21 protein-coding genes are annotated in these 26,789 nt (G+C 67.6%); 9 read left to right on the top strand and 12 right to left on the bottom strand.

Features of this window, described 5'->3' with window-relative positions; translation table 11 throughout:
• Positions 1 to 14 precede the first annotated feature (14 nt).
• Complete coding sequence (locus BLQ58_RS08530; RefSeq protein WP_029051368.1) at positions 15 to 893, bottom strand: AAA family ATPase; 879 nt, start codon at positions 891 to 893, stop codon at positions 15 to 17.
• 505 nt (positions 894 to 1,398) lie between these two features.
• On the opposite strand from BLQ58_RS08530, the gene BLQ58_RS08525 reads away from it, so the two are divergent.
• Together BLQ58_RS08525 and BLQ58_RS08520 are read left to right on the top strand one after the other, a co-directional pair.
• The gene (locus BLQ58_RS08525; protein WP_029051369.1) at positions 1,399 to 1,743 is read left to right on the top strand and encodes a c-type cytochrome; all 345 of its coding nucleotides are present in this window, start codon (positions 1,399 to 1,401) and stop codon (positions 1,741 to 1,743) included.
• A gap of 13 nt (positions 1,744 to 1,756) precedes the next feature.
• Positions 1,757 to 2,155 (top strand): c-type cytochrome, encoded by a 399-nt coding sequence (locus BLQ58_RS08520; RefSeq protein ID WP_029051370.1) that lies wholly within the window; start codon positions 1,757 to 1,759, stop codon positions 2,153 to 2,155.
• A gap of 124 nt (positions 2,156 to 2,279) precedes the next feature.
• Here BLQ58_RS08520 and aroG read toward each other — a convergent pair whose 3' ends face one another.
• Positions 2,280 to 3,362, bottom strand: a complete 1,083-nt coding sequence (gene aroG, locus BLQ58_RS08515; RefSeq protein WP_092596411.1) for a 3-deoxy-7-phosphoheptulonate synthase AroG — start codon at positions 3,360 to 3,362, stop codon at positions 2,280 to 2,282.
• A 469-nt stretch (positions 3,363 to 3,831) separates the two neighbouring features.
• On the opposite strand from aroG, the gene BLQ58_RS08510 reads away from it, so the two are divergent.
• Complete coding sequence (locus BLQ58_RS08510) at positions 3,832 to 4,887, top strand: class I SAM-dependent methyltransferase (protein ID WP_029051372.1); 1,056 nt, start codon at positions 3,832 to 3,834, stop codon at positions 4,885 to 4,887.
• A gap of 63 nt (positions 4,888 to 4,950) precedes the next feature.
• Here BLQ58_RS08510 and tldD read toward each other — a convergent pair whose 3' ends face one another.
• From tldD to BLQ58_RS08495, 3 genes are all read right to left on the bottom strand, one after another.
• Positions 4,951 to 6,411, bottom strand: a complete 1,461-nt coding sequence (gene tldD / locus BLQ58_RS08505; protein WP_092596409.1) for a metalloprotease TldD — start codon at positions 6,409 to 6,411, stop codon at positions 4,951 to 4,953.
• Positions 6,412 to 6,480: 69 nt separating this feature from the next.
• Positions 6,481 to 7,305 carry a carbon-nitrogen hydrolase family protein gene (locus tag BLQ58_RS08500; protein ID WP_029051467.1) on the bottom strand — a complete coding sequence of 275 codons (825 nt, stop codon included), beginning with the start codon at positions 7,303 to 7,305 and terminating at the stop codon, positions 6,481 to 6,483.
• Between the two features lie 69 nt (positions 7,306 to 7,374).
• The gene (locus tag BLQ58_RS08495) at positions 7,375 to 11,688 is read right to left on the bottom strand and encodes a YhdP family protein (RefSeq protein WP_092596406.1); all 4,314 of its coding nucleotides are present in this window, start codon (positions 11,686 to 11,688) and stop codon (positions 7,375 to 7,377) included.
• A gap of 99 nt (positions 11,689 to 11,787) precedes the next feature.
• Between BLQ58_RS08495 and glnE the strand changes: the two genes are divergently transcribed.
• Both glnE and rrtA read left to right on the top strand, forming a co-directional pair.
• The gene (glnE, locus tag BLQ58_RS08490) at positions 11,788 to 14,790 is read left to right on the top strand and encodes a bifunctional [glutamate--ammonia ligase]-adenylyl-L-tyrosine phosphorylase/[glutamate--ammonia-ligase] adenylyltransferase (protein WP_029051469.1); all 3,003 of its coding nucleotides are present in this window, start codon (positions 11,788 to 11,790) and stop codon (positions 14,788 to 14,790) included.
• Positions 14,791 to 14,875: 85 nt separating this feature from the next.
• On the top strand, positions 14,876 to 15,460 hold the full coding sequence (gene rrtA / locus BLQ58_RS08485) for a rhombosortase (protein ID WP_092596520.1): 585 nt from the start codon (positions 14,876 to 14,878) through the stop codon (positions 15,458 to 15,460).
• Between the two features lie 28 nt (positions 15,461 to 15,488).
• Here the strand turns inward: rrtA and mprA are convergent, their stop codons facing one another.
• The 4 genes from mprA to BLQ58_RS08465 all read right to left on the bottom strand — a co-directional run bounded on the left by mprA (position 15,489) and on the right by BLQ58_RS08465 (position 20,573).
• The gene (gene mprA, locus BLQ58_RS08480; RefSeq protein WP_254775843.1) at positions 15,489 to 17,237 is read right to left on the bottom strand and encodes an MprA protease, GlyGly-CTERM protein-sorting domain-containing form; all 1,749 of its coding nucleotides are present in this window, start codon (positions 17,235 to 17,237) and stop codon (positions 15,489 to 15,491) included.
• Between the two features lie 98 nt (positions 17,238 to 17,335).
• Positions 17,336 to 17,818, bottom strand: a complete 483-nt coding sequence (locus tag BLQ58_RS08475; RefSeq protein ID WP_254775842.1) for a hypothetical protein — start codon at positions 17,816 to 17,818, stop codon at positions 17,336 to 17,338.
• 56 nt (positions 17,819 to 17,874) lie between these two features.
• The gene (gene recN / locus BLQ58_RS08470; protein WP_092596403.1) at positions 17,875 to 19,611 is read right to left on the bottom strand and encodes a DNA repair protein RecN; all 1,737 of its coding nucleotides are present in this window, start codon (positions 19,609 to 19,611) and stop codon (positions 17,875 to 17,877) included.
• 44 nt (positions 19,612 to 19,655) lie between these two features.
• Positions 19,656 to 20,573: an NAD kinase gene (locus BLQ58_RS08465; protein WP_029051745.1), complete on the bottom strand. Its 918-nt coding sequence runs from the start codon at positions 20,571 to 20,573 to the stop codon at positions 19,656 to 19,658.
• A gap of 154 nt (positions 20,574 to 20,727) precedes the next feature.
• Between BLQ58_RS08465 and hrcA the strand changes: the two genes are divergently transcribed.
• Together hrcA and hemH are read left to right on the top strand one after the other, a co-directional pair.
• A complete protein-coding gene (hrcA, locus tag BLQ58_RS08460) occupies positions 20,728 to 21,780 on the top strand; it encodes a heat-inducible transcriptional repressor HrcA (protein ID WP_092596511.1) in 1,053 nt (350 codons plus the stop codon).
• 110 nt (positions 21,781 to 21,890) lie between these two features.
• Positions 21,891 to 23,006 carry a ferrochelatase gene (hemH, locus tag BLQ58_RS08455; protein ID WP_092596400.1) on the top strand — a complete coding sequence of 372 codons (1,116 nt, stop codon included), beginning with the start codon at positions 21,891 to 21,893 and terminating at the stop codon, positions 23,004 to 23,006.
• 310 nt (positions 23,007 to 23,316) lie between these two features.
• Here the strand turns inward: hemH and BLQ58_RS28735 are convergent, their stop codons facing one another.
• A complete protein-coding gene (locus BLQ58_RS28735; RefSeq protein ID WP_139186080.1) occupies positions 23,317 to 23,508 on the bottom strand; it encodes a hypothetical protein in 192 nt (63 codons plus the stop codon).
• A gap of 252 nt (positions 23,509 to 23,760) precedes the next feature.
• On the opposite strand from BLQ58_RS28735, the gene grpE reads away from it, so the two are divergent.
• Both grpE and BLQ58_RS08440 read left to right on the top strand, forming a co-directional pair.
• Positions 23,761 to 24,318, top strand: coding sequence for a nucleotide exchange factor GrpE (gene grpE / locus BLQ58_RS08445; protein WP_092596397.1), 558 nt, complete (start codon positions 23,761 to 23,763; stop codon positions 24,316 to 24,318).
• Positions 24,319 to 24,398: 80 nt separating this feature from the next.
• Positions 24,399 to 24,815, top strand: coding sequence for a thioredoxin family protein (locus tag BLQ58_RS08440; RefSeq protein ID WP_092596395.1), 417 nt, complete (start codon positions 24,399 to 24,401; stop codon positions 24,813 to 24,815).
• A 29-nt stretch (positions 24,816 to 24,844) separates the two neighbouring features.
• Here BLQ58_RS08440 and BLQ58_RS08435 read toward each other — a convergent pair whose 3' ends face one another.
• Entirely contained in the window at positions 24,845 to 26,149 is a 1,305-nt protein-coding gene (locus BLQ58_RS08435) for a phospholipase A (RefSeq protein WP_092596392.1), read from the bottom strand.
• Positions 26,150 to 26,278: 129 nt separating this feature from the next.
• On the bottom strand, positions 26,279 to 26,710 hold the full coding sequence (locus BLQ58_RS08430) for a DUF1841 family protein (RefSeq protein ID WP_092596389.1): 432 nt from the start codon (positions 26,708 to 26,710) through the stop codon (positions 26,279 to 26,281).
• Between the last annotated feature and the right edge of the window lie 79 nt (positions 26,711 to 26,789).

Genomic DNA, 26,789 nt, shown 5'->3' with positions numbered 1-26,789 from the left:
TTCGCCTATTTTGATCAGCGGTTGGCGCGGTTCATGAACACCAGGCGCTCGAACAGGTGCACGTCTTGCTCGTTTTTAAGCAAAGCGCCATGCAACGGCGGAATGGAAGCCTTGCGGTCGGGGTTGCGCAGCGCCTCGGCGGGGATGTCCTCGGCCATCAGCAGCTTGAGCCAGTCGATCAGTTCCGACGTGCTGGGTTTCTTCTTCAGGCCCGGCAGGTTGCGCATTTCGTAGAACGCCTCCAGCGCCGCGGCCACCAGCTCGCGCTTGATGCCGGGGTAGTGGACGTCAACGATCTGCTGCATCGTTTCGGCGTCGGGGAACTTGATGTAGTGGAAGAAGCAGCGGCGCAGGAAGGCGTCGGGCAGTTCCTTTTCGTTGTTCGACGTGATGATGACCAGCGGACGATGGCGGGCCTTGATCAGTTCGCGCGTCTCGTAGACGTAGAACTCCATGCGGTCCAGTTCGCGCAGCAGGTCGTTCGGGAATTCGATGTCGGCCTTGTCGATCTCGTCGATCAGCAGCACCACGGGCTGCTCGGCTTCGAAGGCCTGCCACAGCACGCCCTTGACGATGTAGTTCTTGATGTCGTGGACGCGGTCGTCGCCAAGCTGGGAGTCGCGCAGGCGCGACACCGCATCGTATTCGTACAGGCCCTGCTGGGCCTTGGTGGTCGACTTGATGTGCCACTGCAGCAGCGGCATGCCCAGCGCGGCGGCCACTTCCTCGGCCAGCATGGTCTTGCCGGTGCCGGGCTCGCCCTTGATCAGCAGCGGGCGCTGCAGCGTGCGCGCGGCGTTGACGGCCAGCTTCAGGTCGTCGGTGGCCACATACTGGGCGCTACCTTCGAACTTGACCTGCTGGGACGGATTGGCGTTGGCGGAGGTGGACATGAGGCAACCTGGGTGTATCGCTGCCGGCCTGCCAGGCAGGCCGGTCGAATGACAATGGGAAACAACAACCGGCTGGGCCGAAATCCTGCAACAACGGGCGGCAACAACCCGAAATTCGGCCGGAATGGGCCAGTATAAGAGCAGATCGACATTCGCGTTCAGTGGGGCTCACCCCAAGGCGCGCGCCGTGGACTGGCGCGTGCACGCTGCGGTACAATGCGCCGGTTTGACGCGCCCCCAGTCAATATCCTCCTCACGCCCGGCAGTTCTGTCACCAGAGACATGGCAGATCACCGGGAGGCGGCAACAGCGCGAGATGGTTGCAGAATGGTGTTAGAGCACCGCGGCACATCAGCATATCGCCCCGGCTGCGCCTTTGTCTGACCGGCTTCGCCCGTGGCAGATCTCCGGCAATCCGCTCCCCATCCCCATTCGTAGCACGCCGTCTGGCGCCCCAGCAGGGGCAGGTCACACGCGGTTTAACACTTCCCAATCAGCTACGAAAATGAAAAAGCTCCTCACGATGGTAGTGTTGGGCGCGGCCGCAACGGCAGCGCATGCCCAGGACAAGGGCAATGTCGACACCGCCCGCGACAAAGTGGCCATGTGCATCGGCTGCCATGGCATTCCGGGTTATCGTGCGTCGTTCCCCGAGGTCTATCAGGTGCCCATGCTTGGCGGGCAGAGCGCCAAATACATCGAGAATGCGCTGCACGGCTACAAGAAGGGTGATCGCAAGCATCCGACCATGCGGGGGATTGCCGACAGCCTGTCCGACAAGGACATCGCCGCCGTGGCTGCGTACTACTCGCAGCAGAAGGGCGACACGCAGAACAATCCGCTCAAGTAAAAGGCCCCTGATCATGAAGATGCTGAAAGCTGTTTCGTTCGTGCTGGGTGCCATGGCGCTTGGCGTTACTGCCATGTCGGCCTCGGCGGCCGATATCGCGGCCGGCAAGGCGCTGGTGGAAAAGGGCGGCTGCGTGGCCTGCCACGGCAAGGACCTGAACGCGCCGATCTCGCCCGACTATCCGAAGCTGGCTGGCCAGCATCCGGACTACCTCTATCACGCGCTGGCGTCCTACCAGGTCAGCGGCAACCCGCTGGTGGGCCGCACCAATGCCATCATGGCCGGCCAGGTGAACAGCAACCCCGCCGTGACCGGCAAGGACGGCAAGCCGCGTCCGTTCACGCACGCCGAACTGAAGGACATCGCCGCCTATATCGGTTCGCTGAAGGGCGACCTGGTGCTGAAGAAGTAAGCGCCGGCACGTTGCCGTCGCCCCACCGAAAGCCGCCCTCCGGGGCGGTTTTTTGTTGGGTGCGGTGATCAAAAAACAACGCCGACCCGAGGGTCGGCGTTGTTCCTTATCGCATAACAGCCAATCAGTTGCCGCTGCCCGTGGCCAGGCGGCGCTGCTTCACTGCATTGGACAGCGTTTCCAGGATCGACAGCGAATCGTCCCAGCCGATGCAGGCGTCGGTGACCGACTGGCCATAGGTCAGGTTTTCCACCGGCGTGCCCTGGACGTGGTCCTGGCGGCCGGCCACCAGGTGCGATTCCACCATGACGCCGATGATGCGCTGGTCGCCGCCAGCCACCTGGCGGCCGATGTCCTCGCAGACCGGCAACTGGTTTTCATGCTTCTTGCTGCTGTTGGCGTGCGAGGCATCGATCATCAGGCGCGCGGCCAGGCCGGCCTTCGAGATGGCATCGCAGGCTTCCGCCACGCTGGCGGCGTCGTAGTTCGGCGTCTTGCCGCCGCGCAGGATGATGTGGCAGTCCTCATTGCCGGACGTCGACACGATGGCCGAGTGGCCGCCCTTGGTCACCGACAGGAAATGGTGCGGCTGCGAGGCGGCCTTGATCGCATCGACGGCGATCTTCACGTTGCCGTCGGTGCCGTTCTTGAAGCCGACCGGGCAAGACAGACCCGACGCCAGTTCGCGGTGCACCTGCGATTCCGTGGTGCGGGCACCGATGGCGCCCCAGCTGACCAGGTCGGCAATATATTGCGGGCTGATCATGTCCAGGTACTCGGTGCCCGTCGGCACACCCATTTCGCTGATGTTCAGCAGCACTTCGCGTGCGGTGCGCAGGCCGTCGTTGATCTTGAAGCTGCCGTCCATGTGCGGATCGTTGATCAGCCCCTTCCAGCCCACCGTGGTGCGCGGCTTTTCGAAATAGACGCGCATGACGACCTCCAGCTCGCCCGCGAAGCGGTCGCGCTGCACCTTGAGCAGGTTGGCGTATTCCAGGGCCGCGCGCGTGTCATGGATCGAGCACGGTCCAATGATGACGATCAGGCGGTCATCCATGCCATGCAGGATGCGGTGCATGGCCTGACGGGCGCCGTAGATCACGTCGGACGCCGCCTCGGAGCAGGCGAACTCGCGGATCAGGTGCGCGGGCGGCAGCAGTTCCTTGAGTTCTCGAATACGCAGGTCGTCGGTGTTCTTCAGCATGATGGCTCCGGGTCTTGTGAGGTCGTGGGTCTGGTTGGGGTTCTGCGTGGCGACCGGCGGGCATAAAAAAACCGCCAGGTTCGCTGGCGGTCTTTTTGTATTCGGGGTTGCCTACAGCTGTCCCTCTCTATCCGCCAGCGGTGTGAGATGCCAAAAGAAGTAAAAATAAAACTTGGCGGACATGGCGGAAATCGGATCGGCTGTAGCGAGCTTGTGTCGGTTTTACGCGGATGCGTGAAGTTTATGCTGCGGCGCGAGAGAGCTGGGCATTTTATTGCGCCGCAATCCGGAAAACTGCGGGATGCGGTCGCCGCCCGCGCGACAACGAAGCATCTTTATAGCGCGTTTCCACGGCGCTGGCAAGCGACAGGTGCAACAGATTTAAGCATATGCAGAGTGCCCCTGCTGCCTATATTGGTATTGCGTGCTGCCGCGCGCATCGAAGAAAAGCGAAGCAGGGGAGGTGCCGATCATGTCTGTCGATGAAAAAAAGCTGAACGCCTTCATGGAGCGGTTCGTCCATGATCTTGGCGCCGTGATGCACGCGGCGACGGTGGTGGTGGGCGACGAGCTGGGCCTGTACAAGGCCATGGCGGAAAAGCCGATGACGGCGGCCACGCTGGCCGAAAAAACGCGCACCGACCCGCGCTACCTGCGCGAATGGCTGTCGGCGCAGGCCGCCAGCGGCTACGTCGAATACGATGCGGCCACCGACATGTTCTCGCTGACCGAAGAGCAGGCCTTCGCGCTGGCGCAGGAGGGCAGTCCCGCCTTCATTCCGGGGGCGTTCCAGATTGCCGTGGCGCAATTTCGCGCCATCCCGAAGATGATCGATATTTTCCGCAATGGGCGTGGCCTGGGCTGGCACGAGCACGATCCTGCCCTGTTCCATGGCACTGAGCGGTTCTTCCGGCCCGGCTATGCCGCGCACCTGGTCAGCAAGTGGATTCCGTCGATGGCGGGCATGGAAGCCAGGCTGGCGGCCGGGGCCACCGTGGCCGATGTGGGCTGTGGCCATGGCGCTTCGACGATCATCATGGCGCAGGCCTTCCCGCTGGCCAGGTTTCGCGGTTTCGACTACCACGAGCCGTCGATCCGGCATGCCGCCGACGCCGCGCGCCGCGCCGGCGTGGGCGACCGCGTGACCTTCGAGGTGGCGTCGGCCAAGGACTTCCCGGGTACCGGCTACGACCTGGTGACGGTATTCGACTGCCTGCACGACATGGGCGATCCGGTGGGTGCCGCGCGCCATATCCGGGACGCCCTGAAGCCGGACGGCTGCTGGATGATCGTCGAGCCGTTTGCCAACGACACCCTGCAGGACAACCTGAACCCCGTGGGGCGCGTGTTCTATTCGGCGTCGACGTTCATCTGCACGCCGGGGTCGCGTGCGCAGGAAGGGGCGATGTGCCTGGGCGCCCAGGCGGGCGAGGCGCGCATGCGCGGCGTGGCGGAGCAGGGCGGCTTCCATAGCTTCCGGCGCGCGGCGCAGACGCCATTCAACCTCGTGTACGAGGTCAGGCCCTGATCTCGCCGGAAAAAGAAAACGGCCGCTGATGCGGCCGCTTCGTCAAGGTCGGGCAGTCCAGGCTCAGGCCGTGCCGCCCACCGTCATGTTCTCGATGCGCAGCGTCGGCTGGCCCACGCCGACCGGCACGCTCTGGCCTTCCTTGCCGCAGACGCCCACGCCCGAGTCCAGGCGCATGTCGTTGCCGATCATCGTCACGTCCTTCAGCGATTCGGGGCCGTTGCCGACCAGCGTCGCGCCCTTGACCGGGTACGTGATCTTGCCGTCCTCGATCATGTACGCCTCGCTGGCCGAGAACACGAACTTGCCGTTGGTGATGTCCACCTGGCCGCCGCCGAAGTTCACGGCATACAGGCCCCGCTTCACGCTGGCGATGATCTCCTGCGGGTCGCGGTCGCCGTTCAGCATGTAGGTGTTGGTCATGCGCGGCATGGGCAGCGCGGCGTAGCTTTCGCGGCGGGCGTTGCCGGTGACCGGCATCTTCATCAGGCGCGCGTTGAGCGTGTCCTGGATAAAGCCGGTCAGGATGCCGTCCTCGATCAGCGTGGTGCACTGGGTCGGGTTGCCCTCGTCGTCCAGGTTCAGGGATCCGCGGCGGTTCTCGATCGTGCCGTCATCCACCACGGTCACGCCCTTGGCGGCCACGCGCTCGCCCATCCGGCCGGCGAAGGCCGACGAGCCCTTGCGGTTGAAGTCGCCTTCCAGCCCATGGCCAACGGCTTCGTGCAGCAGCACGCCGGGCCAGCCCGGACCCAGGACGACGGTCATCGCGCCGGCCGGGGCCGGGCGCGCATCCAGGTTGACCAGCGCGGACGCCACGGCCTCGTCCACGTACTTGCGCAGCAGGTCGTCGGTAAAGTAGCCGTACGCGTAGCGGCCGCCACCACCGGACGAGCCAATCTCGCGGCGGCCGTTCTGTTCGGCGATGACCGTGACCGATACGCGCACCAGCGGGCGCACGTCGGCGGCGATCACGCCGTCGCTGCGCGCCACCAGCACCACGTCGTATTCACCGGCCAGGCCGGCCATGACCTGCACCACGCGGGGGTCCTTGGCGCGGGCCAGCTTCTCGATCTTTTCCAGCAGCGCCACCTTTTCGGTGGCCGTCATCGAATCGAGCGGGTCGTTGGGCGCGTAGAGGTTGCGGCCGGTATGCGATGCCATGCTGCCGGCCACCTTGACGCGCCCGCTGCCGGCGCGGCCGATCGTGCGCGTGGCCGCGGCGGCCTGCGACAGCGCCGCCAGGCTGATGTCGTCCGAATACGCAAAGGCGGTCTTGTCGCCCGATACGGCGCGCACGCCCACGCCCTGGTCGATGCTGAAGCTGCCCGACTTGACGATGCCTTCCTCCAGGCTCCACGCCTCGTTGCGGGTGTGCTGGAAGTACAGGTCGGCGTAGTCCACCTTGTGCGTGAAGATGTCGGCCAGCACGCGCTGGAGCGTGGCCTCGTCAAGACCGTACGGTGCCAGCAGCAGCTGTTGCGCGGTGGCCAGGTTGCGAATTCCGAGATCTCCGGCGTTCATGATTGTCCTTGTCTTGAACCCCGTGGCGACCCGGGCCACGGGGAAATGCAAACAGTAATGCCCTGAATCCTACAGTACGCGATGGCGCAGTGCCGGCAGGTTCTGACGCACTTCGGCCAGCCTGGCCGGATCCACCACCCCCGACACCACGCCTTCGCCTTCGGGCAGCACGCCCATCAGCTCGCCCCAGGGGTCCACCAGCATCGAATGGCCCCAGGTGCGGCGGCCGTTTTCATGCTTGCCGCCTTGTGCAGCCGCCAGCACATAGCATTGATTTTCGATGGCGCGGGCCCGCAGCAGGATTTCCCAGTGCGCCTGTCCGGTGGTGTAGGTGAAGGCGGCCGGCATCAGAATCAAGCTGACGCCTTCGCCGCCCTTTGCCAGCCCGCGATACAGCTCCGGAAAGCGCAGGTCGTAGCAGATCGACATCGCCACGCGGCCACAGGGGGCGTCGAACGCCACAGGCGTCTTGCCGGCCAGGATCGTGCGCGATTCGTCGAAATTCTCGTCGCCCCTGGTAAAGCCGAACAGGTGGATCTTGTCATAGCGCGCCACGCGTGCGCCGTGCGGGTCGAAGGCCAGCGACGCGTTGTAGACGCGATTGTCGTCTCCGCACCACATCGGCAACGTGCCGCCGACCAGCCAGATCCGGTGCCGGCGCGCGGCATCGGCCAGGAATCGCTGCACCGGGCCGTCGCCGTCGCGCTCGCGGATGGCCACCTTGTCCGATTCATGCCGGCCCATCATGCAGAAGTACTCGGGCAGCAATACCAGGCCCGCACCGCCGTGGGCGGCTTCGGCAATCAGGGCGTCGGCGCGGGCAAGGTTGTCGTCGAGCGACGTGCCCGTCACGGTCTGGATGGCGGCGACGCGGAACGGATTGGCAGCGGTCATCGTGGCTTCCTCTATCGGATCGGGGCGGGGATGGATCGTGTAGCGGGCAGGGATCGGACGGTCGCGGCTTCAGCGGGTAAAGACGCCCGAACGGTCCTGTACCGGCGCCTGGCGCGACTTATTGTCCTCCACTTTGGTGACCTTGGGGTCGGCCCACGATCCGCTCACGTGGTAGTGCTGCGTGAAGACCTTCGAGAACTCGTCCGCGAACAGCAGCTGGGCCGCCAGCGTGCCGATGCCCAGCACCGGGTTGATGAACGCGGCTGCCACCGAAGTGGTGGTGGCGTTGATGCGCGGCACCACGGCCACCTGCAGGTCCTGCGTTTCATGCAGCAGGTCGGCCGTGCCGGTCATCGAGGCCATCACCTGGCTGCCCTTGAAGCGGAATTCGTCGATCTTGCCTACGCCGTTCTCGATGGTGCCCGATCCGGTGATGTCGTCGAACACCAGCCCCTTGCTGGCCAGCGAGCGGAAGTCGAGCGTGGCAAAGCGCAGCAGGCTCTGCAGGCTCAGCACGCCCAGCAGCCGCGCCGCGCCCGGTTCCACGCTGAGGATCTGGCCGTTTTCCAGGCTCAGGTTCAGCCGCCCCGACAGGCTCGGGTAATCGATCGACATCGGCGACCCGCGCCACGCGATGCGGCCTTCGAGCGACCCCTTGCCGTCGCGCACCGTGTGGGCCAGGCCGAAGCGGTCCAGCACGTCGCCGGCGTTGCGGACGTCGAGCTTGAAGTTGAGCAGCGTGCGGCGGCCCTCGGTGGGCGACACATTGCCCTGCGCCGCCGCCTCGCGCAGGCGGCGCGGCAGGCGCCAGCTGCCGCTGCCGGTCAGCGTGGCGCCCGGCTGCTCGATGCTCAGGCTGTCCAGCGTCCAGACCGGCTGGTTGTCGGTGTGGCTGGTATGGGCCTTGACCTCCAGCTTGCCAAAGTCGCGGCCATGCAGCACGAATCGCTCGACGGACAGGTCCAGCGCCGGCATTTCCTCGACGCTGCGCGTGATGGCCTCGGTCATGTGGCCGTCGTCGGTGGCGTCGGGAATGTCCAGGTGCGACAGCCGCACGGTCAGCGACCCGGCCGGATTGGTGCTGTCGCGCCGCCACTGGCCGTTGCCGGTGATCTGGCGCGATGCCATCTGCAGGTTCCAGCCGCCGCCTTCGCGATTGGCGTCGATCGTCACGTCGTTCAGCTCGCGGCCGAAGGCATCGAGCGATTTGGTCCGCACATTGACGCGCTCGGGCAGGAACGGTGACGAGCGGTCCACGTCGCCGGCCGGCTGGCGGTCGTTCGACGCCGGGTCGAGCACGGCACGCCAGGCGTCCACGTCGAGCCGGTCGGTGTTGATCGCCACGGTCACGCCGCTGGCCGGCAGCGGGGCAGGCTGGCCGACCCCGATGCCGCCCGCGATCACCTCGGTCGTGTCGCCCCGCCGCAGCACGTAGCGCGCGGCGGCATTGTTGGCGAACTGGATCGTCATGTCGTCCAGTCCGGCGCGGGTGGCCGACGGGCGCAGGTCGAAGCGCAGCGGCAGTTCCTGTCCCGCCAGCTTGGCCAGCGGGGGCGGCAGGTCGAGCGCCAGCCCGTTGAGATCCGATGCCAGCTGCATCTGCAGGCGCTTGTCCCGCACGCCCACCACGGCGCTGTACGGCGTGCTGCCCTCGATGCGCTTGCCCAGCGCGGCGGCGCCGGCGCCCAGTACATCGCGCAGACCCTGTGCCGTGGCCGTGCCGGCAATGGCCACGTGGGTGGTGCCGTCCGGCTGGGTGCCGCCGGTAATGCGGGTTTCGCCTCCCAGAAAGCGGCCGCGCACGTGGTTCAGCTGGAAGCCGTGCTCGTCGAAGGCGACCGCGCCGGTGGCGCCGAACAGCGTGGGCAGCTCCGGGAACAGCGTCACGTCGTTGCCAGGGAAGCGGAATTCGCCGTTGACCTTCGACCCTGCGGCGTGGCTCAGCGGCAGGTCCAGCTTCAGTTTCAGTTCGCCGTGGCCCGGCGCGCGCGCGCTGTCGGTCACGTTGGCCGTCCAGCCCCTGACCGGCGTGGTCGCCACATAGCGCAGGAAGCCTTGCACCGGCCCGGTGGCGCCACCGTCGATCGTCAGGTGGCCGTGGTCGCCCAGGTCGTCGATCTTGCCGCCGACATCGCGCAGCACGATCCCCGGAATGCCGCGTACGCCAGCCTGTTTGACCTGGAACGACATCGTGCTGCGCTCGAACAGCAGGTCGCCGGAAATGTCGGTGAAATCGGGCCAGGCCATGCCGCCGCTGGCGCCGGCGCCGGTGGTGGCCCCGACGTTGCTGCCGGCGGTGCCGCCGATGTTCGGGCCCGTTTCGTGCGGGGCGATCTGGTAGCTCACGTTGCGTACCGGCACCTCCACGCGGAAGTCGCCGGCCTTGGCGAACGGCGGGTGGAACGGGAAGTGGTACAGGTCGCCCTTGACCAGGAACTTCACGTCGTAGGCCTCGCCGCCGACCAGCGCGCCTTCCAGGTAGTGGCGCGTGGCCGGCATGGTCGACGGCAGGTAGCGCGGCACACGGTTGGCCAGCGCGCGGTCCAGCTCGCCGGACAGGTCGGCGATGCCGCTATGGCCGTCGCCGCCCGCGCGCCAGCTGCCGCGCACGGTGCCGGCGGTGTCGGTGTTGGCAAAGCGGATGCCTTCCGTGGTCACCACGAGCTTGTTGTCGGTGTCGTGGCGCCAGCGCACTTCGCCGCGCAGTTCGTCGAACGGTATGAGCGGGTCGTCGAATACGCCGGGGAAGCTCAGCGTGGCGCCGGTGCTGTCCACGCGCGCGGTGCCCTGTCGGTCGTCGAAGCTGAAGTTGCCGGACAGGCGGCTGAAGCCGGGCGTGCCGGTGTGGGGTTTGCCGTCCGGGCCCACGGCCGGCACCGCCGGCTGGCTGTTGACCGATACGCTGCGCAGCGTGCCCTGCACCGTGTAGTGCGGCACGCCGGGCCCGCGCGACAGCAGGCCGGCCCGCTCGCGCGACCAGGTGACGTCGAGGTTGTCGATATGGCCGGCCGGCTGCAGCGCGCGCAACTGGCGCAGCATCGCCGTATCGATCGGCATCGACGTGGCCAGCGCGCGCACCGTGTTCAGGTCGAAGGTTGGCGCGCGCAGCGCGAACTTGCGCAAGTGGCCGGCGTTGTCGCGGGCCCAGTCGATGGTGACCTTGCGCATGCCGTCGCGCCACGACGCATCGGTGGCGGAAGGCGGCCCAGCCTGCGGTTCGCCCTGCCAGAGCAGCGTGTCGATGGTCAGCGAGTTGTTGCCCCCGCGGTCGCCCTTGTGCAGCAGCAGCGCCTGCGCGTTGGTCAGCTTGAGCGGCTCGGTGGCGCCCGTCAGCAACAGGTCCACGCCCGTCGCGCGCAGCCGCAGCTGGCTGCGCAGCACATGGCCACCGCGGATGTCCACGGTGCCGTCGGTGCTGAAGACGCCGCTGTTGACGTTGTCGAAGATCGCCAGGTATCGCTGCACCACCGGCAGCTGCAGCTGGTTGAAGGCCCAGCTGGCCTGGCCGGCCCAATGCCGCCAGTTGCCGGCGCCATGCAGGTAGTCGTGCCGCAGGTTGGCCTGGAAGACCAGCGGCTGCGGCGCCAGCGATGCGCTGCGTGCCTCCAGGCGAACCGTGTGCTGCACGCCATGGCGGTCTGACGTGAAGTGGATGTCGGCGACATCGAGCTGCGGCAGCTTCGCCTTTTCGTCGAGCCAGCGCAGGTTGCCGCTCTTCAGATCGATATGGCCCTGCGACAGCAGCCAGTTCAGGAATGGATCGTCCTCGCTGGACGACCGGGTGGCCTCGATCGGCACCCCGGCCACCAGCAGCGCGCCCTTGTCGGTACGGCGGATCAGCACGTCGGTGCGGTCTGCCGTCAGGCTGGCGAACTGCAGGGTCAGTGCCGGCACCGATTGCCAGGACAGCTTGCCTTCGAGCGTGCCGGCCGACAGCAGCATCCGGCGATCGTGGTCCATCGCCTGCACATTGCTGGCGCGGAACGCCGGATGCCAGCCGTCCCAGTAGGTGTCGAGCTGGCCGATGGTGAGATTGGCGGTCAGCGCGGCGGACCCTTGCTGCTCCAGCCACTGGCGTGCGGTATGGGCCTGGGGCCAGAGGACAAAACGGATCAGCAGGACGGCGACGATGGCCAGCGCGGCCAGCACGGCCACGATGCGCACCAGCATGCGCCAGAGCCGGCCCCAGGCGGGGTGCCGTGCCAGCGCGCGCAGGCCTTGCCAGACCAGGCCCGGAGCTTTGCGGACGCGCGCCAGCACGCGCCGGCCACGGCCGGGCTCGGCGGTTTGCGAAGCAGGGGAAGCGGCGACCGCGGCGGTACCGTCACCGCCCGCGCGTGGGGATGCGGAACCGTCGTCCGGGGCGGTGGGGCGGCTGGACATGCGCAGATTATCCGACAATACTAGCCGCTCTCCAAAGTGGTGCGTGCAAGCGCCACCGCGGTCTCTACGGCGCCTGCCCGATAAAGCAAAGTAACTGGAATGACTGTCCCTGATCCGACGAGTTCCGCCGCGGGCACCGCCCCGGCATCGACCGGCCCGCAGCACCCGCTGGATGGCGCCGGAACCACTTCGATCCTGGCATCGCCGGGCGCCGCCGGACCGATCGGCAACATGGCCCAGGGGGCCTTTGCCACGATGACGGCGCAGGGACTGACCCCCGCGGATTGCGAGGGTCACGTATTGTACTCGGCGGCGTACTCCCATTACGCGCGGCGCGTGCTGGCCGCGCGCGCGGGGCTGCCGGGTGTGGTCGCGGAGGCGGCGGTCGGCCCGATCACACGCGACTGGATGGAAGCGCGCCTGAAGGCCCTGCACGCGCCATCGGCAGATGCCGAGGCCGCCGCAGGCCAAGCGCTGCGGCGCCTGCGCGCCGAAGTGATGTGCGTGGTGATCGAGCGGGACCTGCGCGGGCTGGCCACGCTGGCCGAGATCACCGGCGCCATGACCGACCTGGCCGAACTGTCGATCCAGTATGGTCTGCGCGTGCTCGGCGACGACCTCGCGGCCACCTTCGGCCAGCCCACCGGCGACCAGAGCGGCGAGGTGCAGGAACTGGTGGTGGTCGGCATGGGCAAGCTGGGCGGGCGCGAGCTGAACGTGTCGTCCGACATCGACCTGATCTTTCTTTACGACGAGGATGGCGACACGCGGGGCGGGACGCGCAGCCTGTCCAACCACGAATACTTCATCCGGCTGGGGCGGCGGCTGATCACGCTGCTGTCGGAAGTCACCGGCGACGGCTACGTGTTCCGCGTGGACATGCGCCTGCGCCCGAACGGCGACGCCGGGCCGCTGGTCTGCAGCTTCGGCATGCTCGAGGAGTACCTGGTGGTGCAGGGCCGCGAGTGGGAACGCTATGCGTGGATCAAGGGCCGGGTGGTGTCGGCCGTCGATACCCCACATGCCGCGCGCGCCGCCGCGCTGCTCGGCCGCATGACCACGCCGTTCGTGTTCCGCCGCTACCTGGACTACGGCGTGATTGCCGCCATCCGCTCGCTGCACGCCCAGATCCGTTCGGAAGCAGCCAAGCGCAGCGGCGGGCTGGCGGGCCATGGCGTGAACCAGCGATCGTTCAACATCAAGCTGGGCCGCGGCGGCATCCGCGAGATCGAGTTCATGGCCCAGGTGTTCCAGCTGATCCGCGGCGGGCAAGATCCCGCGCTGCGCGTGCGGCCCACCCTTGAAGTGCTGGACGTGGCGGTGGCACGCAATCTTTTGCCGGCCGGCCAGGCCGAGCAACTGGCCGATGCCTACCGCTTCCTGCGCCAGCTGGAACACCGGCTCCAGTACCGCGACGATGCCCAGACGCATCACCTGCCCACGTCGGACGACGAACGCGAGGCCGTGGCGCTGATGATGGGCTGCGCCGGCTGGGACGCGCTGGTCGCGCAGATGAACACGCTGATGGACCCGGTGGCGCAGCAGTTCGAAGCCACCTTTGCCGATCCGTTCGCCGACGGCGAGACGGCGCAGAGCGAGCCGCTGTGGCCGGCGCTGGTGCGCGAGGAAATGGCGTCGCGCGCCACGCAGTCGAACCCGGGCGACGATGACGACGAGACCGACCCGGAGTCGTCGCCGTGCCAGGCGCTGCAGGCGGCGGGCTTCAGCGACTGCACCGGGCTTTACGACCGTCTGCGGGCCATCGGCACGTCGATGCGCTATCGCGCGCTGTCGGAAACCAGCCGGGGCCGCTTCGATCTGCTCGTCAACCGTGCGCTGGATCTGGCAGTCAAGCAGGACGATGCCGACGCCACGATCGCGCGCTTCCTGGACTTCCTGGATGCGATCAGCCGCCGGGCCTCTTACCTGTCGCTGCTGTCCGAATACCCGCAGGCGATGGATCGCGTGGCACAGACGCTGCACGCGTCGCGCTGGGCGGCCACCTACCTGACCCGGCATCCGCAACTGCTCGACGAACTGCTGGACAGCGATGCGCTGGCCGGCGCGCCGGACTGGGCCGGTTTCCGCCAGCGCCTGTCGGAGCGGCTGCAGGCATCCGACGGGCAGGTCGAAACGCAGATGGACATCCTGCGCCGCGAGCACCATGCCGAGACCTTCCGCATCCTGCTGCAGGACCTGCAGGGGCTGCTGACCGTCGAGCAGGTGGCCGACCGCCTGTCCGATCTGGCCGATGCCATGCTGGAGGTCACCATGCAGGTGGTGTGGCGCCAGCTGGCCACCCGCCATTGCGAGTCGCCGCGCTTCGCGGTCATCGCCTACGGCCGGCTGGGCGGCAAGGAACTGGGTTATGCGTCGGACCTGGACCTGATCTTCCTGTACGACGACGACCATGAACGCGCGCCCGACGTCTACGCCGCGTACGCGCGCCGGCTGATCACCTGGCTGACCAGTCATACGGCGGCGGGCATGCTGTTCGACGTGGACACGCGGCTGCGGCCGAACGGGGCGGCGGGGCTGCTGGTGACGAGCTTCGACGCGTTCCGGCGCTACCAGTTGCGCGAGGGCGACAACACCGCGTGGGTCTGGGAGCACCAGGCGCTGACGCGGGCCCGCTTCTGCGCCGGCGACCGCGACATCGGCAACCGGTTCGAGGACCTGCGCGACGAGATCCTGCGCCAGCCGCGCGATGCCGTGGCGCTGCGCGAGGAAATCGTGCAGATGCGCGCCAAGGTGGCCGAGGGCCATCCCAACCCGACCGCGCTGTTCGACCTCAAGCACGATCGCGGCGGCATGGTCGATATCGAGTTCACGGTGCAGTACCTGGTGCTGCTGCACAGCGGCGCGCATCCGGAGCTGACGCGCAACGCGGGCAATATCGCGCTGCTGCGCATGGCCGGCGTGCTGAACCTGATCGACGCCGGGCTGGCGCTGGCCGTGGGCGATGCCTACCGGCTGTTCCGTGCGCGCCAGCACAAGCTGCGGCTCGATGGCCAGGACCAGGCGCGCGTGGCGCCCGACAGCGTGGCCGAGCAGACCGCGCCAGTGCGCGCGCTCTGGCAATCGGTGTTCGGCGAACGCTGAGGCGCGGATGAGCGCCGTGCAGCGGTCGCCGGGCGCGCCGCCGCCATTGCAGCCATCGCCGCCGCAGCCGCCGCAGCCGCCTCGCATGCCCGGATGGCCGGCCATGCTGGCCACCGTGGCCGGCGTGGCGGCCCTGTCCGCGCTGTTCACCTTTGTGCCGTGGTGGCACGCGCACGGGCTCTATGTGCGTGACGCCGTACGCCTGGACGGCCAGTGGTGGCGCGTGCTGACGGCGATGTGGGTGCATCTGGACTGGCGCCACTATCTGTCCGACGTGGCCGCCACGGCCGGCCTGCTGCTGCTCGCCGGCCGCGCCGCCCGTGTCCGCGAGATGCTGCTTGTATTGCTGGTCTGCGGTCTGGCCGTGCAGGTGGCGCTGCTGCGCATGCCGGAGGTTGGCTGGTACGGCGGATTGTCGGGCGCCACGCACGGCCTCGCGCTGTGGGCGGCACTGCGGTTGCTGCAGGCGCCCGGGTGGTCGCGCGTGATTGGCGTGGCGACGTGCGTGATCGTGCTGGGCAAGGTGTGGATCGAGCAGTCATGGCTGGCTGCCATCGTGTTCGATCCATCGTGGGGTTTCGGCGTGGTACGCGGTGCGCACGCGGCCGGCGCGGTGGCCGGCCTGGCGTGCTGGCTGCTGCAGGAATGGTGGGGCCAGCGCCGGCGCTGATTGGCAGGCGCTGGCGTCGCGGTGGTGTCTACCGCAGCGCCCGCCGCCGCGTGCCGAAGCCAACCAGTCCGATCACCAGCAGCACCGCCGCACTCCACGGCGAGAACGCACCGCCGCCGCCACCACCACCGCCGCCGCTATCGGCGGCCGTGCTGGTCGATGTGGAGCCGGTGGACGGCGGATTCGGTGCCGCTGCCAGCGCAGCGTCGGCATCGAGCAGGCCCGCGCCACACTTGCCGGTGTTGGCGCTGCGCGTGCAGTACGTACCCGCCGGATGGGCGCGTGCCGTGTTCTTCAGCACCGCGGTGACCTGGGCGGGCGTCAGCGCCGGGTTGACCGCCAGCATCAGCGCCACCACGCCCGACACCATCGGCGCCGAGAAACTGGTGCCCTGCGAGCTGATGATGTTGTAGGTGGTTGGTCCGGCCGTGCCCGCGTTGGACAGCGTGCGGATGAACGACTGGCCACCCGTGCAACCCGTCGCCACATTGTTGGTGACGATGACCTTGGAGTTGCCGCAGCCGCCTCCGGGCGCGCTGATGGTCACTTGCGGGCCCACGTTGGCAAAGCTGGCGTTTTCGCCATCGTTCGCATGTGCCGTGACGGCGATCACGCCCGTGCAGTCGGCGGGAGCCTCGACGGCGCCGGCCGAATTGCCGGCAGCGGCCACCACGATCACCCCCGCGGCGTTCAGGTCGTTCACGGCCTGCTGCTCGATGCTCGAACAGGTGCCGCCGCCCAGGCTCACGTTGACCACCTTGGCCGGCGTGGGGTTGTTCGGCACGCCGGGCACGGTCAGGCCGCCTGCCCACCGCATGCCATCGACCGTATCGGACAGCAGGGCGCCGCAGCGCCCCGACACACGCACCGGCTGGATGCGCGCATTCCAGTCCACCGCTGCAATACCGCTGCCATTGTTGGTCACCGCGCCCAGCACGCTGGCCACGCGCGTGCCGTGCCAGCTGCTGTCGCTGGCGCCGGAGCCGTCGGGGCAGGTGCTGCCGCTGGGTACGTAGTCGCCCGGGTCGTGCGCGTCGGTGTCGCGTCCGTCGCCATCGACCGATACCGAGGTGGTGCTGATGAAGTCATAACCGGCAACCAGTCGGCCCGCCAGGTCGGGGTGATCGAGATAGCCGGTGTCCACCACGGCGATCACCACATTGGCGCTGCCGCGCGAACGGTCCCAGGCGCGCGACAGGTTGGCCGCGCCGGGCGTCACTACCGGCGATCCCATATAGAGCGACTGGGTCGCGAAATCGGGATCGTTCGGTACGGTGTCGTGCAGTTGCAGCCAGCGGTCGGGCACGGCATCGGCCACGCGCGGGTCCTGGCGCAGCCGCCTGGCCACGGTTTCGGGGTCGTCGCCACGGCTGTCCTTGACCGTCAGCAACTGCATGGCGTTGGCCATCGGCCGCCTGACCGACAGCGCGAGGCCGGTATTGGACTCCACGCGGCGCATGCGCGTGGTGTCCGCGCTGGTGCCGATGGTCTGGCTGCCGTCGCGCCAGCGGACGATGTAGTTGCCGGTGTAGCGTGGCGCCGGTCGTCCGATGCGGGCTGCCGCGGCCGAGGCGGGCGCGGCAGCCGATGCCGACGCAGAAGCCGAGGTGGATGCCGAGGTGGATGCCGACGTGGATGCCGACGTGGATGCCGATGTCGCCGGCATGGCGGCGTCGGCCCGGGCGAAGCCCGGCAGGCCGAGCAGGGCGCTGGCCGCCATCGCCAGCATGACCGGCGCGATCGAAGCTTTGCGGAATTTCAGCGTTGCGTACGACATCTGCACTCCTGTGGAGAACGTTTGATGCGGACTGCTGACAGAACTGCTGATAGATCAGTATGGGTTGCTTTTCGCGCCCGATGCCTTGGGCTTTGGGCTTACGGGTTAGGCATGTCGCGGCTGACCGGCTTGCCGCGATGCGGCCGCAGCATCCGGTCGGGCGTGGCCGATGCCACCCGCGGCGCCGCCTGCAGCGTGGCCACGGCCTGATCCAGCGTGACATCGGCCGATGCCGTGATAGCCGTCACCAGCCACACGCCGCCCGACATCGGCCGCTTGACGACGTAGCGCACCGGACCCTGCACCTCGGCCAGCAGCTTGCCGGCATCCTCCGATGCCGTGACCTCCGGCGGTGCGAACTTGACCAGGATGTCGCCGATGGCACGGTCGTCAGTGATGCTGCCGCGCGGCGGCGCGAACGACTTCGATTCCGAAGCGCAGCCCGACACGGCGGTCAGCGCGGTCAGGCCCAGCGCCACCAGTACGGAGGCACCAAGGTGACGGGCGAACCGGCCGGCGGTCGGTACAACAACCGGGCCAACAGTCGTGCGGCGGGTCGATGGCAGCTTGCCATGGGTCATCGGTTTGAAACTCCTGTCCTTGTTTGCGTGGGTGCCGGTTTGCACGGGCGATGGGCTCAGCCCGCCGCGCGGCGTGGCTTCCTGCCGCCGCCTTCGCGCGGCGCATTGGCCGCCTGTGCCGCGGCGCGGGCACCCTGCGCCAGCATCTCTTCGGCATGTTGCACCGTCGTGGCCGTGACCGTGGCGCCGCCCAGCATGCGCGCGGTCTCGTTGACGCGGCCTTCGGCATCCAGCAGGCGGATGCGCGAACGGGTGACGGCGCCGGCCTTGTCGGTCTTGCTTTCCTTGCTGACCAGCAGATGGGCGCCGGCCTGCGCGGCCACCTGCGGCAGGTGCGTGACGCACAGCACCTGGCGCGAGCGGCCCAGTTCCTGCAGGCGACGGCCCACCACCTCGGCCACGGCGCCGCCGATGCCGGTGTCGACCTCGTCGAAGATCAGCGTCGGGGTGGGCGCGGCCTCGCTGGTGATCACCGAGATCGCCAGGCTGATACGGGCCAGTTCGCCGCCCGATGCCACGCGGGCCAGCGGCCGCGCGGTGACGCCCGCATGGCCGGCGACCAGGAATTCCACCTGTTCGAGCCCGTGGCTCTGGCCTTCTTCGAGCGGGTGCAAGGCCACGGCGAACGTGCCGCCGGCCATCGACAGCCCCTGCATGGCATCGGTGACGGCGGCCGACAGTGCGGCGGCGGCCACCGCGCGGGCCGCCGAAAGGTGCTGCGCCAGGGTCAGGTAGGCGGCGCGGGCGGCGGCTTCGCGCGCCAGCACCTTGTTGATGTCCTGGGCGGCCTGCAGGTCGTCCAGTTGCTGCCTGCGGGCCAGCAGTTCGTCGGGCAACTGCTCCGGCGGCAGCCGGTACTTGCGCGCCGTGGTGTGCAGCGCCTGCATCCGTTCTTCCACGGCCTGCAGCCGCTCGGGGTCGAGTTCGAGCCGGTCCACGTAGCGGGTCAGCGAATGGGCGGCCTCATCGACCTGCACCAGCGCGGGTTCCAGCGCGGCCAGCACGTCGCGCAGGCCTGGATCGACATCGGCAAGCTGCTGCAGCCGGTGCACCACGCCATTGAGTACCGACGCCACGGCGCCATCGGATTCGGACAGCGCGTCGAGCGCCGCGCGGCTGCCGTCGATCAGGCCGGCCGCATGCGACAGGCGGTTGTACTCGGCCTGGATCTCTTCCCACTCGCCGGCTTGCGGCGCCAGCTTGTCGAGCTCGCCCACCTGCCATTCGAGCCGCTCGCGTTCGAGCTGCATCTCGCGCGACTGGTGTTCCACGGCTTCGCGCTGCGCCCGCGCGGCACGCCACGCGCGCCAGGCCTCGGCCACCGCGCCGGCCTGCTCGGTCAGCCCGGCGTGGGCATCGAACAGGTGCCGCTGGGCATCCGGACGCAGCAGTTGCTGGTGCGCGTGCTGGCCGTGGATGTCCACGAGCTGGTCGCCCACCTCGCGCAGCTGGGCCAGCGTGGCGGCGGCGCCGTTGATGAACGCCTTGCCGCGGCCCGAGGCGTCGACGGTACGGCGCAGCAGCACGGTGTCGTCATCGCCGGCCAGTTCGCGCTCGGCCAGCCAGGCGTCCAGCGCGGGATGGGTCAGGAACGTGGCGCTGATGCTGGCGCGCGCCGCCCCTTCACGGACCACGCCGGCATCGGCGCGCTCGCCCAGCACCAGCGCCAGCGCATCGATCAGGATCGACTTGCCGGCGCCGGTTTCGCCGGTAAATACGGTGAATCCGGCCGAAAAGTCGAGGTCGAGCGTGTCGACGATGACGAAATCGCGGATGGACAGGCTGCGCAGCATCGTGAGCGGTAGGTGGCGTCAGGCGGAAACGGGGAAGGGCGGGCTCAGAGCCGGTTGTCTTCGGTCGGATACTCGTGCCAGTGCAGCTTCTTGCGCAGCGTGGCGTAGTAGTTGTAGCCCAGCGGATGCAGCAGGTTGACGGTCTTGGCCGAGCGGCGCACGACGATCCGGTCGCCGGGCAGCAGCGACGCCAGCGACTGCATGTCGAAGTTGACGCTGACATCGCGCGCGCTGGCCACCTCGATCGTGACCTCCGCATCGTGCGGCAGCACGATCGGCCGGTTCGACAAGGCGTGCGGGGCGATCGGCACCAGCACCAGGCCCGACAGCGTGGGATGCAGGATCGGTCCCCCGGCGGCCAGCGCATAGGCGGTGGAGCCGGTGGGGGTGGACACGATCAGGCCGTCCGAACGCTGGTTGTACATGAAATAACCGTCCACGGAGACGGCCAGCTCGACCATGCCCGAGATACCGGAGCGGTTCACCACCACGTCATTGAACGCCAGCGCCGAGAAAATGACGGCATCGTCGCGGATCACGCGCGATTCCAGCAGCATGCGGCATTCGGCCTCGTAGCGGCCGGCCAGCATTTCGGGCAGCGTCCGGGTGACGTCCTCGAGCGGGATGTCGGTCATGAAGCCCAGCCGGCCATGATTGACACCGATCACCGGCACCTCGTGGCCGGCCAGCTGGCGGGCCAGGCCCAGCAGCGTGCCATCGCCCCCGAGCACCACGGCGACGTCGGCCTGGCGGCCGATTTCCTCGGGACTCAGCACCGGATAGCCGGTCAGCCCGGTAGCCATGGCGGTCTCGCGCTCGAAGACCACATCCTGGCCGTTGCGCAGGATGCAGGACGCCAGTTCCTCCAGCGGGCCTTCGATACCGGCGGTCGAATGCCTGCCCACCAGGGCGACAGTCTTGAACGGAGCGCGCAAGGCGCTGGGCTTTGAGGGGGCAGACATGGCGGGATTAGAACATACCGGCATGACCATTGCCAGCTTCGGGCCGGCGCCGCCGGAATGGGTGCCGGCGGCACCCGCAGCCCACGCCGGCCGCCCGACCGCCATGCGCGGCCGGCGCCCGAACGGGCCAGTTTTGATTAAAATCCCCAGCATCATGGATGAACGTTCTAAAACGCTGCTCAAGACCCTGATCGAGCGATACATCGCCGAGGGGCAGCCCGTGGGCTCGCGGACCCTGTCGAAGTACTCGGGTCTGGACCTGTCGCCGGCGACCATCCGCAATGTGATGTCGGACCTCGAGGAAATGGGTTTCATTGCCAGCCCGCATACGTCGGCCGGCCGGATTCCCACGCCGCGCGGCTACCGGCTGTTCGTCGACACGATGCTGACGGCGCGCCCGCTGGAAGACCCGCCCGGCCTGAGCGCCGAACTGGCCGGCCTGAAGGACCAGATCCAGGGCCAGATGGCCAGCCAGCAACTGGGCCCGCAGCGGATGATCACGGCGGCGGCCCATACGCTGTCGAACCTGTCGCGCTTTGCCGGCGTGGTGATGACGCCACGGCGCGCGCAGGCGTTCCGGCAGGTGGAATTCATGCGGCTGTCGGACAAGCGCATCCTGCTGATCATCGTCAGCCCCGAGGGCGACGTGCAGAACCGCATCATCCAGACTGAACTGTCGTACACCCCGGCCCAGCTGATCGAGGCCGCCAACTTCTTCAACACCCACTACGCGGGCATGAGCTTCAATGCCGTGCGCGACCATCTGCGCGGTGAACTGCAGGCGTTGCGGCGCGACATGTCGTCGCTGATGCAGGCCGCCGTGGAGGCCGGCAGCAGCGCGATGGCCGAGGACAATACCGAGCAGGTGGTCATCTCGGGCGAGCGCCGGCTGCTGGAGGTGGAAGACCTGTCGTCGAGCATGGACAAGCTGCGCCGGCTCTTCGACGTGTTCGAGCACAAGACCAGCCTGCTGCAGCTGCTGGACGTATCGAGCCACGCGCAGGGCGTGCAGATCTTCATCGGCGGCGAAAGCCAGCTGGTGCCGCTGGAGGACATGGCCGTCATCACGGCGCCCTATGGGGTCGATGGCCAGATCGTCGGCACGCTGGGCGTGATCGGGCCGACGCGAATGGCCTACGAGCGGGTGATCCCGATCGTCGACATCACGGCCAGGCTGCTGTCGAGCGCGCTGAGCCAGAACTCCTGATGCGACGCCGGTGTCTGCCCTTACGGGCCGGACATTGCCGCCGGCTACCATTGCATTTTCCAGACTGAATCCGCGATTGCCAGCGCCCCGGCATCCGAAACGGAAACCCCATGACGTTTTCGCCTGAACCGGCATACCAGCACGGCCAGCCGCCGCGCACCGCGATCCTGCTGATCAACCTCGGCACGCCCGACGCCCCCACGCCCAAGGCGGTGGGCCGCTATTTGAAGGCGTTCCTGTCCGATCCGCGCGTGGTGGAGATCCCGCGCCTGGCCTGGCTGCCCATCCTGCATGGGCTGATCCTGCCGTTCCGTTCGCGGGCGTCGGCTATGAAATATGAATCGATCTGGCTGCGCGAAGCACATATGACCGGATCGCCGCTGCTGGTCCACACCGAGCGCCAGGCGCATGCGCTGCAGCTGCTGATGCAGAAGCTCGGGCATGACGTGACCGTGGCCTGCGCCATGCGCTATGGCAATCCGTCGATCGGCTCGGTCATGGAGGCGCTGCGCCGGCAGGGCACCGAACAGATCCTGGTGCTGCCCCTTTATCCGCAGTTCTCGGGTACCACCACGGCGACCGCCTTCGACGAACTGTTCCGCGTGCTGGCCGGATGGCGCAACCAGCCCGAGGTAAGGCTGATCAAGCACTTTCACGACCATCCCGCCTACATTGCCGCGCTGGACGCGCAAGTCAGGGCGTACTGGACCCGCCACGGCGTGCCCGACTTCTCACGGGGCGACAAGCTGATCCTGTCGTTCCACGGCCTGCCGCGCCGCCTGCTGGACCTGGGCGACCCCTATCACTGCGAATGCCTGAAGACGGGCCGGCTGCTCGGCGAAGCGCTGGGCCTGCACCCGGGCCAGTACCAGGTGACGTTCCAGTCCCGTTTCGGCAAGGCCGAATGGCTGCAGCCCTATACCGCGCCGACGCTCACCGAACTGGGCCGCGTCGGGACGCAACGCGTGGATGTGTTCTGCCCCGGCTTTCCGGCAGACTGTATCGAGACGCTTGAGGAAATTGCGATGGAAGGGCAGAGCGAGTTCCGGGTGGCAGGCGGGCAGGATTTCCATTTCATTCCATGCATGAATGATTCCGGGCCCTGGATCGCCGGTCTTGCCGACATTGCCCTGCAGCATCTGCAGGGTTGGCCGCTGTCGCTGCCCCACCCGCACGAACTGGAAGCGCGCCGAGGCCGTGCCCAGGCCCGCGGCGCGGCGGCCTGAGTGGCGGGCATGGAGGCGGGAAATCAGTCAGGAAGGATTTGACGATGCAAGTGGATTTAGGGCGTGCCGGCGTCGCGCGGCGCGGCCCCGATCGCCCAGAGCACTTATGAGGAAACGCCGGAAAGCCAGGCCCGGCGCCAGTTAGAGTCCGACCGGCGGCGCATGCAGCCGGAGCCGACCGCGGAACTGCAGGGGCGTCCGACCAAGCGCGACCGGCGCAGGATCGACAATTTCAGAGGGTAGAAAATCGGAAATGTCAGCGATCCGGCCACGGCAAGGCTGCCGCAGCCGGGCCGTGTGAAGGAGGACGTTAGCGGACGTACTGCACGAGGTAATGCTTGAATACGGCCTTCCCGCTGCCATACTCGGTGTCGCGCGGCGCCACCGCTTCGGACAAACAGATAAACGCCGTCATCGCCGACAGAACGGCGACCAGGCAGAACGTCACGACTGGTAGCTTGTGCATGGTGAAGCGTCCCAAAGATGCACCAAATTGATCCACCTTTTTGCTCCCGTTATTTTTGTCATTTTTTCCTGCATTGAATCTTAGTGTTTGCGTTGCAGCAAATCAATGAACACGAGATTGCATCAAACAGGCCTTTGTAACGGCGTATTTCGGGGTCCCTGAACCCGCACACTTGAAAAACTGGAAGGGCGGCGCCATGTGCGGCTAGACTTGCCGATTGGCATCCGATCCACCCCACGGTCCGCAAGTATCGCGGGTCGAGGTTTTGCATTTTTGATACGAATCGACATGGAAGAACAGAATCAGACGCCCGATACGAACACGCAGCAGGCGGCCAACGCCGCCGCAGCGCCGGCGCCCGAGGCTGCGGCCGCCGGTGCCGACGAAGTGGCACGCCTGACCCAGCAGGTGGCCGAGCTGGAAGCCAAGGTCAAGGAAACCTATGACCTGTTCATGCGCGCGACGGCCGAGGGCGAGAACATCCGCCGCCGCTCGCAGGAAGAGATCGCCAAGGCGCACAAGTTCGCCATCGAGAACTTCGCCGACAATCTGGTGCCCGTGATGGACAGCCTGCAGGCTGCGCTGGCCGACAACACCGGCGACCTGGCCAAGATGCGCGAAGGTGTGGAGCTTACGGCACGTCAGCTGTCTGCTGCCTTCGAGCGCGGCAAGATCGTCGAGGTGAATCCGGTGGGAGAGAAGTTCGATCCGCATCGCCACCAGGCCATCTCGATGGTGCCGTCCGAACAGGAACCGAACACCGTGGTCGCGGTGCTGCAACGTGGCTATACGATTGCCGACCGCGTGCTGCGTCCCGCGCTGGTGACCGTCTCGGCGCCGCGCTGAGCCGTTTCGATGTAATCGCCTGAAGCACGCCCGGTGGCCGCAAGGTTGCCGGGCGTTGCTGTTTCCGGAGGTCCGCAACGATGTCCGACACGCAAGACCCTCACCACGCACCCCACCTCGATCACCGCGCCTTCGATGCGCTCGGCATGCAGCCGGTAGGCCCCGACACCATCGATGCCGCCATCGCAGGTGCGGGCGACGACCTGGTCTGCGTTTTCTTCTGGGGCGTGGACTGCTTCAATTGCGAGATGGCCAAGAAGGCCATCCTGGCCGACCCCGACAAGCTGCGCGTGCTGAACCTGCGCTGGCTGCACACCAACGTCTACGCGCACCCCGAACTGGGCCGCCGCTTCGGCCTGCACGGCATTCCCGTGTTCATGTTCTTCCACAAGGGCAAGAAGCTCGGGCGCGCCACCGGCTGGCACGGCTATGGCCAGTTCGCGGCGGCGGTCGGCAATGCGCGCCTCAAGGCCGAAGGCAAGCCGCTGGCCGGCTGACTGTCGCCACCCCCGCCGAATCCGCAAGCTCACCGGGACAGCGCGTACCCGATGCGGAACTGCCACGGCGTCTTCTGGTTGTAATAGAGCAGGCTTTCGCCGTAGCCGTAGAAGAACCCGGCCATCAGGAAGCCGGCCGTACCGGGCAGCAGCCGCGCCAGCGGGTAGGTCAGCTGCGTATCGACGCTGCCATAGCCCTTGCGCGTGCCCTTGCGCAGCGTGGCGGCCAGCTCCCAGGAATCGGGTTTGCCGTAGGCGATATTCAGGTCCATGTAGCCGCGATAGTGGGCGATGTCCTCGTTGTCGCTCTTGCCCACGTAGGCGTAGAGCTTGGGCGCCACACGCCAGTGCCAGTCGGTCTGGTCGCCGAAATACATCGTCGGCTTGACGAACAGCGTGTTGACCCCGCGCGATTCGTCGCCAGAGCGGCCGTTCGATTCGTGCTCGAACCCGGCGGCCACCGACAGCCGGCTCAGCACGCTGTTCTTCACGCCGGTATCCGACAGGTAGTAATACAGGCTGGGGCGGTAGTTGGTGTCCTTGAACGGGCGCGAGTCGCCGGCCAGGTCCCAGAGCGAGAACTGGGTGTAGGCGAAGTAAAGGTTGTCCAGTACCGACTTCGAATTCGGGTCCTTGCCTTCGAAGATCCGGTATTTGAAGCTGATCTGGAACTTGGCGTTGGCGCCGTCGTGCGCGCCGAACATGAGGTACATCGGCTCGTTGAACGACAGGCGCTGGGCATCGCGCAGGTCGGCCGGGGCGGGCGCCGGGGCGTTGTTGTCTGCCGTGACGATGGGCGTGACGGGCGGCTTGCCGTCCGGGGCGGAAGCGGCGGGCGTGGTGGCCACCTGGGGCGCTTGCGACGTCGGCGCCGCCGCCGGGCCCGGCACCGGCGCGCGATTGAGCGTCACCAGTACCGGCGCGGCGTCGATGCCGGTGACGTCCAGGCGCACCTGGCCGCGCAGGTCGGCCGGCCATTCGGCGCGGTAACTGATCGTGCGGGATTCGCCGGGACGCAGGTTCAGCACAGCCGGCCCGCCGCCCACGCGCGTCAGTTCGATGCGGATCGGGGCGGCCAGGTCGCCGGAGGCCGTCACCTGCAGCGAATCGGGCACGGCATAGCGGCGGGTGTCGGCATCGGCACTGACCAGCAGCGTCAGCGTCAGCGGCCGGGTGCCGTCGATCTGGCGCGGCGGCTGCAGCAGCGCCACGGCGCCGTGCGCGGCCATCGGCACCATGACGGCACCCGCAATGACCAGCGCGGATACCAGCGCGGCCACTGGCCGGGCAGCGGCACGCCGCCGGGCGGCGCGCGCGGGGAGGATAGAAGGCATGGGACAACGGCACGCCGCACCGGAAGGCTCAACCGATAGGGTCGGGTGGCGCGGACATGGCAGGAAGTTGCGACCGCAAGAGGTTAGCATGCGGCGCCCGGTGCTCTTGTCGGTGTTTGTCGGACGCGCTCAGCCCGCCGCGCGGCGCTTGATGTCGTCCACGTAGGCCTGCCCGTCGGGCGGCATGCCGTTGCGCTGGGCATTCCAGAGCATCTGGCCCAGTGCTTCCATAATCTCGTGCTGGGCGGCGTGGGGCGAATCGAGCCGGCGGCTCAGGGCCTCGTACGCGGCGCGGATGCCGGGCGGCTGGTCGATCGACACCTGTTCGGAAATCGACAGGTGCATCGCCAGGTGCAGGAACGGGTTGGTCTGGCCGCCCTCGGGCGTATAGTCCCGTGCGACGGCGCCTTCGGCATCGTCGAGCTGGTCGTGGTATTCGGGATGCTGGTCGATCCAGTCGACCGCGATGGCCTCGAGCGGCGTGAGGACATTGCCCGCGACGCGCTTCTGCCAGGCTTCGCAGAAGAAACGGCGGACTTCTTCTCTTGAGGGATTGAACATGATGGCCGCTATTGTAGTGCAGCGGTCCGAATGCTGCCGGGGCATCCCGCCGCGTGCGTAGAATGCGAGCTTTCGGATT

Source organism: Ralstonia sp. 25mfcol4.1 (assembly GCF_900104095.1).
Lineage (GTDB): Bacteria > Pseudomonadota > Gammaproteobacteria > Burkholderiales > Burkholderiaceae > Cupriavidus.
This window is presented reverse-complemented; position numbering and strand designations above follow the sequence as displayed.